At 59.2% G+C, this 13,871-nt stretch carries 12 protein-coding genes; 9 read left to right on the forward strand and 3 right to left on the reverse strand.

Going from position 1 to position 13,871, the window contains the following annotated elements; genetic code table 11:
* The first annotated feature begins 3 nt into the window (after positions 1–3).
* From TRM7557_RS16855 to TRM7557_RS16865, 3 genes are all read left to right on the forward strand, one after another.
* Entirely contained in the window at positions 4–411 is a 408-nt protein-coding gene (locus TRM7557_RS16855; protein WP_074941815.1) for a hypothetical protein, read from the forward strand.
* On the forward strand, positions 408–3,083 hold the full coding sequence (locus TRM7557_RS16860; protein ID WP_058291381.1) for an ATP-binding protein: 2,676 nt from the start codon (positions 408–410) through the stop codon (positions 3,081–3,083). Before TRM7557_RS16855 ends, TRM7557_RS16860 begins: the two co-directional genes overlap by 4 nt.
* Positions 3,084–3,187: 104 nt before the next feature.
* On the forward strand, positions 3,188–4,513 hold the full coding sequence (locus TRM7557_RS16865) for a FliM/FliN family flagellar motor switch protein (RefSeq protein WP_058291382.1): 1,326 nt from the start codon (positions 3,188–3,190) through the stop codon (positions 4,511–4,513).
* An 89-nt stretch (positions 4,514–4,602) separates the two neighbouring features.
* Here the strand turns inward: TRM7557_RS16865 and TRM7557_RS16870 are convergent, their stop codons facing one another.
* Positions 4,603–5,028, reverse strand: coding sequence for a protein tyrosine phosphatase family protein (locus tag TRM7557_RS16870; RefSeq protein ID WP_058291383.1), 426 nt, complete (start codon positions 5,026–5,028; stop codon positions 4,603–4,605).
* A 746-nt stretch (positions 5,029–5,774) separates the two neighbouring features.
* Here TRM7557_RS16870 and TRM7557_RS16875 point away from each other — a divergent pair.
* Complete coding sequence (locus TRM7557_RS16875) at positions 5,775–5,990, forward strand: hypothetical protein (protein ID WP_058291384.1); 216 nt, start codon at positions 5,775–5,777, stop codon at positions 5,988–5,990.
* A 132-nt stretch (positions 5,991–6,122) separates the two neighbouring features.
* Here the strand turns inward: TRM7557_RS16875 and TRM7557_RS16880 are convergent, their stop codons facing one another.
* Entirely contained in the window at positions 6,123–6,338 is a 216-nt protein-coding gene (locus TRM7557_RS16880; RefSeq protein WP_058291385.1) for a hypothetical protein, read from the reverse strand.
* 219 nt (positions 6,339–6,557) lie between these two features.
* Between TRM7557_RS16880 and TRM7557_RS16885 the strand changes: the two genes are divergently transcribed.
* The 3 genes from TRM7557_RS16885 to preA all read left to right on the forward strand — a co-directional run bounded on the left by TRM7557_RS16885 (position 6,558) and on the right by preA (position 9,860).
* The gene (locus tag TRM7557_RS16885; protein ID WP_058291386.1) at positions 6,558–6,824 is read left to right on the forward strand and encodes a DUF2312 domain-containing protein; all 267 of its coding nucleotides are present in this window, start codon (positions 6,558–6,560) and stop codon (positions 6,822–6,824) included.
* 344 nt (positions 6,825–7,168) lie between these two features.
* Positions 7,169–8,503: an NAD(P)-dependent oxidoreductase gene (locus TRM7557_RS16890; RefSeq protein ID WP_058291387.1), complete on the forward strand. Its 1,335-nt coding sequence runs from the start codon at positions 7,169–7,171 to the stop codon at positions 8,501–8,503.
* 52 nt (positions 8,504–8,555) lie between these two features.
* A complete protein-coding gene (gene preA / locus TRM7557_RS16895; protein ID WP_058291388.1) occupies positions 8,556–9,860 on the forward strand; it encodes an NAD-dependent dihydropyrimidine dehydrogenase subunit PreA in 1,305 nt (434 codons plus the stop codon).
* A 185-nt stretch (positions 9,861–10,045) separates the two neighbouring features.
* On the opposite strand, the gene TRM7557_RS16900 is transcribed toward preA, so the two are convergent.
* Positions 10,046–10,663: a TetR family transcriptional regulator C-terminal domain-containing protein gene (locus tag TRM7557_RS16900; protein WP_058291389.1), complete on the reverse strand. Its 618-nt coding sequence runs from the start codon at positions 10,661–10,663 to the stop codon at positions 10,046–10,048.
* 345 nt (positions 10,664–11,008) lie between these two features.
* Here TRM7557_RS16900 and TRM7557_RS16905 point away from each other — a divergent pair, with 345 nt between their 5' ends.
* Positions 11,009–12,259, forward strand: coding sequence for a Zn-dependent hydrolase (locus tag TRM7557_RS16905; RefSeq protein ID WP_058291390.1), 1,251 nt, complete (start codon positions 11,009–11,011; stop codon positions 12,257–12,259).
* Between the two features lie 157 nt (positions 12,260–12,416).
* The gene (gene hydA / locus TRM7557_RS16910) at positions 12,417–13,871 is read left to right on the forward strand and encodes a dihydropyrimidinase (RefSeq protein ID WP_058291630.1); all 1,455 of its coding nucleotides are present in this window, start codon (positions 12,417–12,419) and stop codon (positions 13,869–13,871) included.

The following is a 13,871-nucleotide window of genomic DNA, read 5'->3' on the forward strand; positions in this document are numbered from 1 at the left end:
CCGGTGCCGATCCGCAATGACGGGGCAGGGCAGCGCGACGAACGTCTGGCCCTTTTTGTTGAAAAAGCCACCTATCGCCGTCGGCGGTTGATGGATATCGCCCGTCTGGCCCCCATTATGGGGGCGCTTCTTTTTGCGGTACCGCTGCTGTGGCCAGCCGACACCTCCGAACCCGGAGAGGCCGTGCGCACCTCGGCAGCGATGATTTATGTGTTTTGCGTGTGGACCGTCTTGGTCGGCTTCGGGGCGGCTTTTTCGCTCGCGGTGCGGCTCTGGGCGGTGCATTGGACCCATCGCTCTGATGCTGAGGCGCTGGTCGGTCCGGTCGGACAGACCTCGCCCCTGATGGGGGCTGAGCAGAGGCCAAAGCAGTCTCCAGAGCAGACCACGTCCGGAGGCCCTCTGGAATGACGTTGCTGAACCTTCTTGGGCTGGTGTGCCTGAGCTATGTGGCGCTTTTGTTTCTTGTTGCCTTCTGGGCGGATCGTCTGGCCGAACGGGGGCGCGGCAAACGCTTTATGTCCTCGGCGATGATCTACACGCTGTCGCTGTCCATCTATTGCACCGCCTGGACCTTTTATGGCGCAGTTGGATATGCGGCGCGGTCGGGGCTGGAATATGTCACGATCTACCTTGGGCCGACGCTGGTCATGATCGCCTGGTGGTGGGGGCTGCGCAAACTGGTCCGGGTTGGTCGCAGCCAGCGGATTTCCTCTATCGCGGACCTTTTGTCTTCGCGCTATGGCAAGTCCAATACGTTGGCAATCTGCGTCACGCTGCTCGCGGTGATTGGTGTGACACCTTATATTGCCCTGCAACTTCAGTCGATCACCCTATCGTTGTCCGTCTTTGCCGAGGCCGATGGCCTGCAGGGCTATGATCAGTCCGGCACCGTGTTCTGGATTGCGGCGGGTCTTGCCGCTTTTGCCATCCTGTTCGGCACCCGCAACCTCAACGCCAATGAACGCCACCACGGGGTGGTGATGGCGGTTGCGCTGGAGGCGGTGGTCAAGATCGTTGCGCTGATCGCGGTGGGGATCTTTGTCGTCTGGGGACTGGCGGGCGGCGTGTCGGATGTCTTGGATCGTATTGACGCCTCGGACCTTGGCCGCTGGCAGGTGGACGGGTCGCGTTGGGCGACGATCACCTTTCTGTCGGCGGCGGCCTTTGTCTGCCTGCCGCGCATGTTTCAGGTCATGGTGGTCGAAAACGAAGACGAACGCCACCTTCAGGTCGCGGCCTGGGCCTTCCCACTGTATTTGCTGCTGATTTCGGTCTTTGTTGTGCCAATCGCGGCGCTCGGGCTCGAGATGCTGCCGGAAGGCACCAACCCCGACCTCTTTGTCCTCAGCCTGCCGATGGCCGCGGGGCAAGAGGGGCTGGCGGTGTTGTCGTTCCTCGGTGGCTTCTCCTCGGCCACTTCTATGGTGATTGTTGCGGCCATGTCGCTGTCGACCATGGTGTCGAACCATATTGTGATGCCGATTTGGCTGTCGGCGCAGACCGGGGAAGAAGGCGCATCCGTTTCAGGCGATGTGCGCAATATTGTCCTGATGTCCCGGCGTCTGGCCATCGCTGCGATCATGGCGTTGGGATATGCCTATTATCAGGCCTCGGGCGGGGGGGATGCGCTGGCGGCGATCGGGATTATTTCCTTTTCCGGCATTGCCCAGATCCTGCCCGCGCTGGTTGGCGGCCTGTTCTGGCGCGGGGCCACGCGTCTGGGCGCTTTGGCCGGGTTGCTGACCGGGTTTGGCATCTGGATTTACACGCTGTTTCTGCCCGAACTCGGCGGGGCCTTTTTGCCGCCCAACTGGCTGGAGGTCGGGCCCTTTGGGCTGGCGTGGCTGCATCCGCAGGCCTTGTTTGGCATCACCGGGCTGGATCCGATTGTCCATTCGGTCCTGTGGTCGCTGAGCCTGAACACAGCGGCGTTCTGCTTTGTGTCAACGCTGACCTTTCCGACGCCGCTCGAACGGTTGCAAGGGGCGCAGTTTGTTGATGTCTTTGACCATTCCGCCGGTCCCGGTGGCTGGCTGGGGTCCGTTGCACAGGCCGAAGACCTGATGATCATGTCCCAGCGGATCCTTGGCCCCGAAGAGGCGCAGGCGTTTTTTCAGCGGGAATTGGCGCGACAGGGCGGGCCTGGCCCCTTGCCAGAACCCACGCCCCGATTCCTTGAGGCGCTGGAGAAGGAACTTTCGGCCTCGATCGGCTCTGCGGCGGCCCATGCGATGATCGGCCAGATTGTGGGGGGCGCCTCGGTGTCGGTGGATGACCTGCTGGCGGTGGCGGATGAATCCGCACAGATGCTGGAATACTCCGCTCGACTTGAGGCACAATCACAGGAGCTGCAGCTCACCGCGCGCAAACTGCGCGAAACCAATGAACAATTGACCCAGCTGAGCCGTCAGAAGGATGAATTCCTGAGCCAGGTCAGCCACGAGCTGCGCACGCCGATGACCTCGGTGCGGGCGTTTTCCGAAATCCTGCGCGACACACCCGATCTGGCCACCGCAGACCAGCAGCGGTACGCCACCGTCATTCACGACGAGGCCCAGCGGCTGACACGGCTGCTGAATGATCTCTTGGATCTGAGTGTGCTTGAAAACGGTCAGGTGTCCCTGAACCTGTCCGAAGGAAAGTTGGGCGAGGTACTGGATCATTCGGTGACTGCGGCGCTGGCAGGGGCGGACACGCAGGTGGAAATTCGTCGCGAACACAGCCGGGAAGCGCTGGTGCTCCACACCGATCTGGATCGTTTGGCGCAGGTGTTCATAAACCTCATCGCAAACGCGCAAAAATACTGCGTCGCCGACCACCCGGTTCTCAGAATTGTGGTTGAAGAGCTGGGGGATCTGGTTTGTATCGATTTCGTGGACAATGGCGAAGGCGTGCCCAGTGACAAGCGAAAAGTAATTTTCGAGAAATTCTCGAGGGTTACGCCCGAACGCGCCGGCGGTGCAGGGTTGGGGCTGGCCATCTGTCGCGAGATCATGTTGCGCCTTGGCGGCGATGTTACCTATGTTCCGGGAAACACTGGCGCGCGGTTTCGCGTGACTTTGCCGCTGCAAAACTCCTGAAGACTTAAATTAGCTGCAATGCGGCTAAATCCGTAAAGGTCTTGGTAACCGTCACTGAGATAAAACCGGTGCAAACGGGTGTGGAAGGCTCAGGTTCATAATCTATGACTGACAAGGATCAATCGCAGCAAGACATGAAGCCAGTCGGAGGACTGGCCCGTAAGCTTGCGGCGACAAAAGAAGACAAAGGTAGGGTCGGCGGGTCCCTTACATTGAAGGCGCTGCGCCGCGCGGTCGCGCGCGCGGCAGAAGACCTGTGCGAATTGCCGATGGCGGTCATTGCCGCCCGTCAGAACAACCGTAAACCCGAAGATTTGACAGCGCTTCTGTCTGACAAACACCTGCTGGTTTTGCTTGACTGCCCAAAGGGGCGCATTGGCGCCGCGACGCTGGATGCGGCCGCCGTGACGGCGTTGATCCAGAAGCAGACCATGGGAGCCGTGATGGGCATGGCGGGCGACGAACGCGCCTATACCCCGACCGATGCTGCGATGGTGGCAGAGTTTCTGGAAAAGCTCTTTGGCAAAGTTGTTGAGATCCTCGAGGAACAGCGCGACCGCGACATGTTCGAAGGCTACCGTTTTGGTGCGCAGATCGAAGATGTTCGGACCCTTGTTCTGGGGATGGAGGCGGATGACTACCGGGTTATCAACCTCAATATCGACCTCGACTGCGGCAAGATGCAGGGTGAGGTTCGGATCCTTCTGCCGGAACCTTCGGCCGAAGAAAATGCCGAAAGCCAGCAAATCCGCGGCCCCCGTATTGGCGCAGGCGTTGGCAGCATGCGCGCCGAACTCAGCGCGGTGCTGTGCAAGGCGAAATTGCCGCTGCGCGAGTTTACGTCGCTGAGGGTTGGCGATCTGATGCCATTGGACCAGGCTTACCTGTATGAAACCGATCTGCTCGCCATTAATGGCACTGTGGTTGCCAAGGGGCGCATGGGGCAGATGAACGGTTCCAAGGCCGTTCGGATCAACGTTGGCTCCGTTAAACTGCCGGGGCAGGGCGATGGCACGTTCTCTGATCAGGTTGGCGGCGGTGCTGCGCCTTCGGAGGCCGGAATGGGGCTGTCTATTGCGGCGCAAGGTTTGCAAGAGCCTGGCGGTCTGGGCGGTGATCTTGGCGGCGGCTTAGGCGGTGATTTTGGCGGCGGCTTGGGGGGCGACTTGGGCGGAGGTCTCGGTGGCGATCTGGGTGGCGATCTGGGTGGTGGCCTTGGCGGTGATCTAGGCGGCGATTTGGGCGGTGGCCTGCCAGATGACCTGCCGCTCACTCTGGATGAACCCGGCGGCCTGCCAATGGGCGATCTTGGGGGCGATCTTGGTGGTGACCTTGGCGGCGACTTCAATGCGGAAAACACCGCCGTTGAAATCTCGGATCTTGCAGGGCTTGGCGGCGATCTGCCGGATCTGCCTGAAACGGGCACCTAACCCGCTGAAATACAAACAGCCTTAAACAGAAAAAGCGCCCCATAGGGCGCTTTACTTGGTCGATGTGTCATGCCCGAAATCACAGGGCCTTAGGACGCGGCGATCGCGTCCAACGTGGGGCGCAGACCGCTCAGGTCATAGCCTGCCTCTGTGGTTGCCGTCATAATCGTGTCGACATCCAGATCGCTGGCCTGACCCAGCGCCCAGACAACCGAACAGCGCGTGCCCGAGGCACAATAAGCCAGCACCGGCCCCTCGCAGCCCTCGTATAGCTCGCGCTGGAGGGCGACGTTTTCTGCGTTCATGGTCTGATGCGTCAGTGGCAGCACCTTAAACGTCAGCCCCGCAGCTGTGACCGCAGCCCCGATTGCATCGGCCTGATGGCTCGGCGGCACTTCGGCGTCCGGGCGATTACAGATGACGGTTTTGAAACCAGCCGCAGCAATAGCGGCAACATCCTCGGCAGAGATCTGCGGCGAGACCGAATAGCGGGGGGTGATCGTGCGAATGTCCATGCAAGTTCCTTACGACTTTGCCGGGCCCCGGTCCAGATCGAAGCGCATCTGTGACACGGCTTCCCTGGCGATTCCCAATCCGCTCTCAGAATCACCGAAACCCGTGCGAGCATACAATCGTCCGGCCTCGTTGAGACGCGCTTGCACTGTGTCTGCTTAAAAAACGATCTCTGGGTTTCGGGCCGCCGACCTGCTGCAGTGCCGCGAAGACGTGAAGCCCCCTTTCAAGACGTCGCTCGCGCAGGCGGCCATGGGGGCTCAGGTCCCAATTTGGGGGTGCGGCTTTCCTTGGGTTTGTCAGGTCGGTAATGATGAGATCCCATCAAAAACGGTGGCCTTGTCTTATCTTATTGCATTGACAGTACTTCTTGCAGTGGGATCTGGCGCGCGGCGCCAGTTGGCATGTCACACTGGCCGGAAAGGCACGGAAGACGGCTTTGGAAGGGCGGCGCGTAGGGGGCGGGTGTCTTCACGCAAGAGTTGCGGGATGCGCGCGTAAGGTTACAAGGGGAGACAACCTATAATAGAATTGATACGCTGCTGCGCAGAATTTGACGGGGTTTCTTCGCTGCGATGCGAGATCAGATTATGGTTAAAGATTATTCAAAAATATAACTTTTTTGCGACAAAGCGCCTCAAAATTGAGGTGTCGCTTGATGCAACTCCGGATTGCGGTATTCTTCAATTGTGCCGGGGTGCGCGCCAACTGTTTTCGAGCGATCGGCACTTTTGGGAGGAGATTAACGATGACTATGGACGAATTGATGTCGCGGGCCACCGCACTGGAAGAAAGCATTCGAGCAGCCAATCCGGCGCACCGGCTCGAGCTGCTGCCAGAGTTCAGTGGTTTGCTTGCGGGCATTCGCAAAGCCGGTGGATCCATCCCCGGCAGCTTGCGCGGGCTCGAACATGTTTTGAATGAAGAATTGGCGGAAAGTCGTTTCGACAATATGCCGGTCTGATCCCCATTCGAACATTGGATCACCCAGACAGGATCGCAGGACGTCGAGCAGGGGCCTCCTGCAATCCGATCTGAACAAAAAACGCCCGGGCCAGCGCCGGGCGTTTTTGCGTCTTCCGAAGGGAACGTGCGATCAGGCCAGAACCAGGCCAACCATGACCAGCATCAATCCCAGCACCGACAGCGCCAGCGCGCCCAGGTTCATGGGCAACACCCCTTGCAACACCGCGCGCAGGGCCTCGTCATCCAGGTTCTGGCGTTTTGCACGCACCACGCGCAGGACACAGAACACAAGCCCCACCATACCGGCCAAGGTCAGGGCGCCACCGGCCCAGATCAGATACTCCATCGTGCTCTTACCTTCTCAGTCGCAAAATCTCACATGCGGGTAGCGCAACATCTGTGCCCACGCAACTGCTGTTGGTGGGGCGAAATTGCCGCTTTGCTGCCGATCACGGCCATCACCGCTTGCGGGACGGCGCGCGCGCTTGTATTTCCCTCGTGATCGAACAGGGCCAATCCGGGCACACACCGGAGCCTTGAGGCCACTAGCGGATGGAGCCGACCCATGGACATGACCGAAGAAGAAAAGATTGAAAACTACCGCGTCACCGCGGGTGAACTGCGCCAGTTCATTGAACGTTTCGAGCGTCTGGACGAGGAAAAGAAAAACCTCGCTGAACAGCAAAAAGAAGTCATGGCCGAAGCTAAGGCACGTGGTTACGACACCAAAGTGATGCGCAAAGTGGTCGCGTTGCGCAAGCGCGACGCCAATGACATCGCCGAAGAAGAAGCGGTTCTGGAGATGTACAAGGAAGCGCTTGGCATGCAGTAAATCTGCTGTGGCCTTTGGGCTGCCAAGGATAAGAATTTCGACGGGGCAGGACAGCACAGTCCGGCCCCGTTTTCTTTTGCGTTCGGTTTGGAATCACTGAATTCCCGACGGATTGGCGCTGGTTTGGGGGGGATTGCGCGGTGAATGGCCGAAGCCCGAGGATCCGCTTATGATTTCAGCAACTGTCTTTAGTCTTGGGTTTTCAGCACATTACCGTTGTTTCTGCGGGGGCAGTTTCAAATTTTTCCGAAAGGCCAAAATTTTACCAGTTGATAAAAAATAGAGCTGTGGCAGCATAGAGGAAAGACAAGACCCAAAAATCTATCCAATCAGGGAGATACCCAATGGCGACCAGCCACCAGGCATCCGGGATCAAGTCGGGGCGTTTGTCCTCTGTCGACATCGCTGAAAACTTCGGGGATCTGCATGCGCCCTATGACGCCCACGAGGCGGCGGTTGCGGCGGATCGGTGTTATTTCTGTTTTGACGCGCCGTGCATGACGGCATGCCCGACATCTATTGATATTCCGCAATTCATCCGCGAAATTCAGGCCGGCCACGCGGAAAGCGCCGCTAAGACAATTTTGGATCAGAACATTCTGGGCGGCATGTGCGCGCGCGTTTGTCCGACCGAGACCCTGTGCGAAGAGGCCTGTGTGCGCGAAGCCGCCGAAGGCAAGCCGGTTGAAATTGGCCGTCTTCAGCGCTTTGCCACCGACACCGTGATGGAGAAGGGTATCCACCCGTTCACCCGCGCAGAGGCCACCGGTAAGACGGTCGCGGTTGTGGGCGCGGGGCCCGCAGGTCTGGCCGCCGCCCATCGCCTTGCGATGAAGGGCCACGATGTGGTGGTGTTTGAATATAAGTCCAAAGCGGGCGGGCTGAACGAATTTGGCATTGCCGCTTATAAATCCACCAACGATTTTGCCGGGCGTGAAGTCGAATGGTTGATGCAGATCGGCGGCATCACTGTCGAATACGACAAAGGTTTTGGCAAAGGTCTGACCCTTGATGGCCTGAAGGCCGAGTATGACGCGGTCTTCTTGTCCATCGGTCTGGCAGGCGTCAATGCGCTGCGCGCAGCGGGCGAAGACAAAGACGGCGTGCGCGATGCGGTCGATTTCATCGAAGATGTGCGACAGGCAGATGACCTGAGCGCGCTGCCCGTGGGGCGCAATGTGGTGGTGATCGGCGGTGGCATGACCGCTGTGGATGCCGCGGTGCAGTCGAAACTGCTGGGCGCGGAAAACGTCACCATTGCCTACCGCCGCGACCGTGATGCGATGGGGGCCAGCCGCTTTGAACAGGATCTTGCGGCCTCCAAGGGCGTGAAGCTGATGTTCAATGTGATGCCCAAGGAAATCATCGGCAATGGCGCCGCAGCTGAGATTGAACTGGAATACACCGATATCGTGGAGGGCCGCGTCACGGGAACGGGCGAGACCACGCGTCTGGCGGCCGATCAGGTGTTCAAGGCCATTGGCCAGACGCTGGAAGGCGCGCCGCAGGAGCTCGCGATCGAAGGTGGGAAGATCCAAGTGAACGACGCTGGCCGCACGTCGATTGCAGGCGTCTGGGCCGGGGGCGACTGTGCCTCGGGCGGCGAAGATCTGACCGTGACCGCCGTGGCCGAAGGCCGCGACGCCGCTGAAGACATCCACAAGAGCCTTATGGCCTGAGCCAGTTGGGACCGTATCCCGGTCACCGACAAGCAGAATAGGGAGAGATCAAATGGCTGATCTGACGACAGAATTCCTCGGTATTAAGTCTCCGAACCCCTTCTGGCTGGCCTCTGCGCCGCCAACCGACAAAGAATACAATGTCCGTCGCGCCTTTGAAGCGGGCTGGGGCGGTGTGGTCTGGAAGACGCTGGGCGCAGAAGGCCCGCCCGTGGTCAATGTAAACGGCCCGCGCTATGGCGCGATCTGGGGCGCGGATCGTCGCCTTCTGGGGCTGAACAATATCGAACTGATCACCGATCGCCCGCTCGAGGTGAACCTCGAGGAAATGACCCGCGTGAAAAAGGACTATCCCGACCGCGCGCTGATTGCTTCGATCATGGTGCCCTGCGAAGAAGAGGCGTGGAAAAAGATCCTGCCGCGCGTGGCGGAAACCAATGCCGACGGGATCGAGCTGAACTTTGGCTGCCCGCATGGGATGGCCGAACGCGGCATGGGATCGGCTGTGGGGCAGGTGCCAGACTACATCCAGATGGTGACCGAATGGTGCAAGCAGTATTATGACCGCCCGGTGATCGTGAAGCTGACGCCAAACATCACCGACATCCGCCACCCGGCGCGCGCGGCGCAGGCGGGCAATGCCGATGCGGTGTCGCTGATCAATACGATCAACTCCATCACCTCGGTCGATCTGGACAATATGGCGCCGGAGCCGACGATTGGTGGCAAGGGGTCGCACGGCGGCTATTGTGGTCCGGCGGTGAAACCGATTGCGTTGAATATGGTGGCAGAGATTGCCCGCGATCCGGCCACAGCCGGCCTGCCGATTTCCGCCATTGGCGGTGTAACCACCTGGAAAGACGCGGCTGAGTTTATCGCGCTTGGGGCTGGCAATGTGCAGGTCTGCACGGCGGCGATGACCTATGGGTTTAAAGTGGTCGAGGAAATGATCTCGGGCCTCAGCCATTGGATGGATGAAAAAGGCTATACCTCGATCGAGGACTTCCGCGGCATGGCGACCCCCAATGTCACCGATTGGCAGTATCTGGACCTGAACTATGTGGCCAAGGCGAAGATCAATCAGGACGATTGCATCAAATGCGGCCGCTGTTTTGCCGCCTGCGAGGACACCTCGCATCAGGCGATTGCCATGTCCGAGGACCGCACCTTTACCGTGAAGGATGACGAATGCGTGGCCTGTAACCTCTGCGTGAATGTCTGCCCGGTTGAAGGCTGTATCACCATGGAGGAGGTGCCCGCAGGCCAGTTGGATCAGCGCACCGGCGAGGTTGTTTCCGACGAATACGCCAACTGGACGACCCATCCCAACAACCCATCCGCGGTTGCGGGCGAATAAAATTTCATCGGGCGGGGCGGGGTCTCGCCCGATAATCAGGCGGTGCAAAATGCCTGAACCTCCACACCTTCCTCCGCTGACCTGTGAAAACTGAAACGCCGCGCATTTTGCGCGGCGCTTTTTGTCTGTTTCCAGCCGGGGTATGTCGCAATTCGAGTGCCTATTTTTGCAGCACGCCACCGCGGTCAATTGGCAGGGGTCAGCATTTTCCGATAGAGATTTTCAAGAAATTCTTCAGCGCCATCCATTGGGCCGTCCGGCGCCATAAGGGTGCGCACCTGCACGTCGAAATCCGCGTAGTGCTGGGTCAGCGACCAGATTGAAAACAGCAGGTGGCGGGGGTGCACGCGGGCCAGCTTTCCCTCGGTCATCCAAGTTTCAAAGATCATCACCGTGTCATCCACCAACACCCGCAGATCAGTGGACAGTTGGTCGATCATCCGCGGCGCGCCCTGGACCAGCTCATTGGCAAACAGGCGGCTTTCGCGCGGCATTTCACGGCTCATCTCGAGCTTGCGACGGGTATATTGTAGAATTTCTTCAAGGGGTTCGCCGTCAGCGTTCAAGTCGCGCAAAGGGGCAAGCCAGCTGTCCAGAAGCTGCGACAGAAGGGCGGTGAAAATCTCTTCCTTTGATGGGAAGTAGTAAAGTAGATTGGGTTTGGACAGCCCTGCAGCTTTGGCGATCTGGTCGACGGTCGCGCCCCGAAACCCATTTTGCGAAAACACGTCCAACGCGGCTTCGAGGATCGCGGCACGGTTTCGTTTCTGAATACGCGTCAGGCTTCTTTCAGAGGTTGTCACGGCAATGCTTCTTTCTATTCCCGGCCCCGAATTGCAGTAAGCTGAGAGAGGTTTCGGGGCGATAAAATAATTTCGCCTGTTTTTCGCTCACTTGTCCAGCCGAAGGGCAAGTTTGCTGTTTTCGCAATACGCAATTTCTTGACTGATGTCACGCCGGTGTTACCGTGAGTTTGACCAGTTGGTCAAATGTTCCTCCGACGTACATGTTTTAGATGATCGTCAAAGGGCAATTGGCCAACGTCAGACCACAGCCACGGAGCGGCGCGCAGGCGCATGGCTCATGGTCCGCCACCAACCCCGAGGGCAGAGCCCCGGACGGCAGGGCCGCAGGGAAGGAAGTACTGGATGACAGCACTCGGTAAAAATCTGAAGATCGACGGCGACCGTTTGTGGGACAGCCTTATGGACATGGCCAAAATCGGCCCCGGTGTCGCAGGCGGCAACAATCGCCAGACCCTGACGGATGAGGATGCGGAAGGCCGCGCGCTGTTCCAATCCTGGTGCGAGGCCGCAGGCTGCACCATGGGGGTCGACACGATGGGCAATATGTTTGCCACCCGCGCAGGTGAAGACCCGGATGCGCTGCCGGTCTATATGGGCAGCCATCTGGACACCCAGCCCACCGGCGGCAAATACGACGGTATTTTGGGTGTTCTGGGCGGGCTGGAGGTGATCCGTTCGCTGAATGACATGGAAATCAAGACCAAACACCCAATCGTGGTGACCAACTGGACCAATGAAGAGGGCACGCGTTTTGCGCCTGCAATGCTGTCTTCTGGGGTGTTTGCGGGCAAGCACAGTCAGGACTGGGCCTATGGCCGCGAGGACGCGGAGGGCAAAACCTTTGGCGATGAGCTGAAGCGCATTGGCTGGGTTGGCGATGAAGAGGTCGGCGCGCGTAAAATGCACGCGATGTTTGAACTCCACATTGAACAGGGTCCCATTCTGGAAGCCGAGAAGAAAGACATTGGCGTTGTCACCCACGGGCAGGGCCTGTGGTGGCTGCAGTGCACGGTGACCGGCAAAGATGCGCACACGGGCTCGACCCCGATGAATATGCGGGTGAACGCGGGTCTGGGCATGGCGCGCATGACCGAAGCGGCGCATCAGATTGCCATGGCGCATCAGCCCCATGCGGTGGGGGCTGTCGGGCATTGCGATGTTTATCCGAATTCGCGCAATGTGATCCCGGGCAAAGTGGTGTTCACGGTTGATTTCCGCTCTCCGGATCTGGGCAAGCTGACCTCCATGCGCGAACAATATGAGGTGAAGGCCAAAGAGATCGCCGCAGAGCTGGGGCTGGGTCTGGAGATCGAACCGGTCGGTCATTTTGATCCTGTCACTTTTGATGAAGGCTGTGTCGGCGCAGTGCGCGGCGCGGCGGAGCGTTTGGGCTACAGCCACATGGATATCATTTCCGGCGCCGGCCACGATGCCTGCTGGATCAATGATGTGGCGCCCACCGCAATGATCATGTGCCCCTGCGTTGATGGTCTGAGCCACAATGAGGCGGAAGAGATTTCCAAGGACTGGGCGGCAGCGGGCACGGATGTGTTGCTGCATGCGGTGCTGGAGACGGCCGAGATCGTGGCGTGAAATCTGGGGGCACTTGATATCTGAGGACTCTTGGGGGCTCTGCCCCCAAACCCCCGGGATATTTGTAAAAAGATGAAAAAGGGGCGGTGGCGCCCTGTGACGGAACAAGCTGAAACAAAAGCGGCGGCAGATCGCAGTTTCAACGGGAGATATGAAAATGACCAAAGTCATCAAGAACGGCACCATTGTGACCGCTGACCTGACCTATAAGGCCGATGTTCTGATCGAGGGGGGCGTGATCACCCAGATTGGTCCGGACCTGAAAGGCGATGAGGTTCTGGACGCCACTGGCTGCTATGTCATGCCGGGCGGGATCGATCCGCACACCCATCTTGAGATGCCTTTTATGGGCACCTATTCCTCGGATGATTTCGAGAGCGGCACCCGCGCAGGTCTTGCGGGCGGCAGCACAATGGTTGTCGATTTTGCCTTGCCGAACCCGGGCGAGAGCCTCTTGGATGCGCTGAAGCGGTGGGACAATAAATCGACCCGCGCCAATTGCGACTATTCCTTCCACATGGCGGTGACCTGGTGGGGCGAGCAGGTCTTTGAAGACATGCAGACCGTCATTCAGCAGCGTGGCATCAATACATTCAAGCATTTCATGGCCTATAAGGGCGCGCTGATGGTCAATGATGACGAAATGTATGCCTCCTTCCAGCGCCTCGCGGAGCTGGGCGGCATTGCCATGGTGCATGCTGAGAACGGCGATGTGGTGGCGGAACTGTCTGCAAAACTGCTGGCTGAAGGCAACACTGGCCCCGAGGCGCATGCCTATTCCCGTCCGCCGCAGGTGGAAGGTGAGGCGACAAACCGCGCGATCATGATTGCCGATATGGCGGGCGTGCCGCTTTATGTGGTGCATACGTCGTGTGAGGAGTCCCATGAGGCGATCCGCCGCGCGCGGATGCAGGGCAAGCGGGTCTGGGGCGAGCCGTTGATCCAGCATCTGACGTTGGACGACAGCGAATATATGCACCCCGATTGGGACCATGCCGCGCGGCGCGTGATGTCGCCGCCGTTCCGCAATAAGCAGCATCAGAATTCGCTGTGGAATGGTCTGCAATCGGGTTCGCTGTCGGTTGTGGCGACGGACCACTGTGCCTTTACATCCGAGCAGAAGCGCTTTGGCGTGGGGGATTTCACCAAGATCCCCAATGGCACCGGTGGTCTGGAAGACCGGATGCCGATGCTGTGGACCCATGGGGTCAACACCGGCCGTCTGACGCCGAATGAGTTTGTGGCCGTGACCTCGACCAATATCGCCAAGATCCTGAACTGCTATCCCAAGAAGGGCGCGGTCCTGGTGGGCGCAGATGCGGATCTTGTGGTTTGGGACCCGGAAAAATCCAAGACCATCACCGCGGACAGCCAGCAGTCTGCGATCGACTACAATGTGTTTGAGGGGCAGGACGTCAAGGGCCTGCCGCGCTATACGCTGACCCGGGGTCAGGTGGCTGTGATGGACGGGGAGATCAAAACTCAGGAAGGTCACGGTAAATTCGTGGAACGCGAACCCAACACCGTGGTCAACAAAGCGCTGTCTACCTGGAAAGAGCTGACAGCGCCGCGTCCGGTTGAGCGTACCGGCATTCCTGCGACGGGGGTCTAA

Source organism: Tritonibacter multivorans (genome assembly GCF_001458415.1).
In the GTDB taxonomy this organism is placed as follows: Bacteria; Pseudomonadota; Alphaproteobacteria; order Rhodobacterales; family Rhodobacteraceae; genus Epibacterium; species Epibacterium multivorans.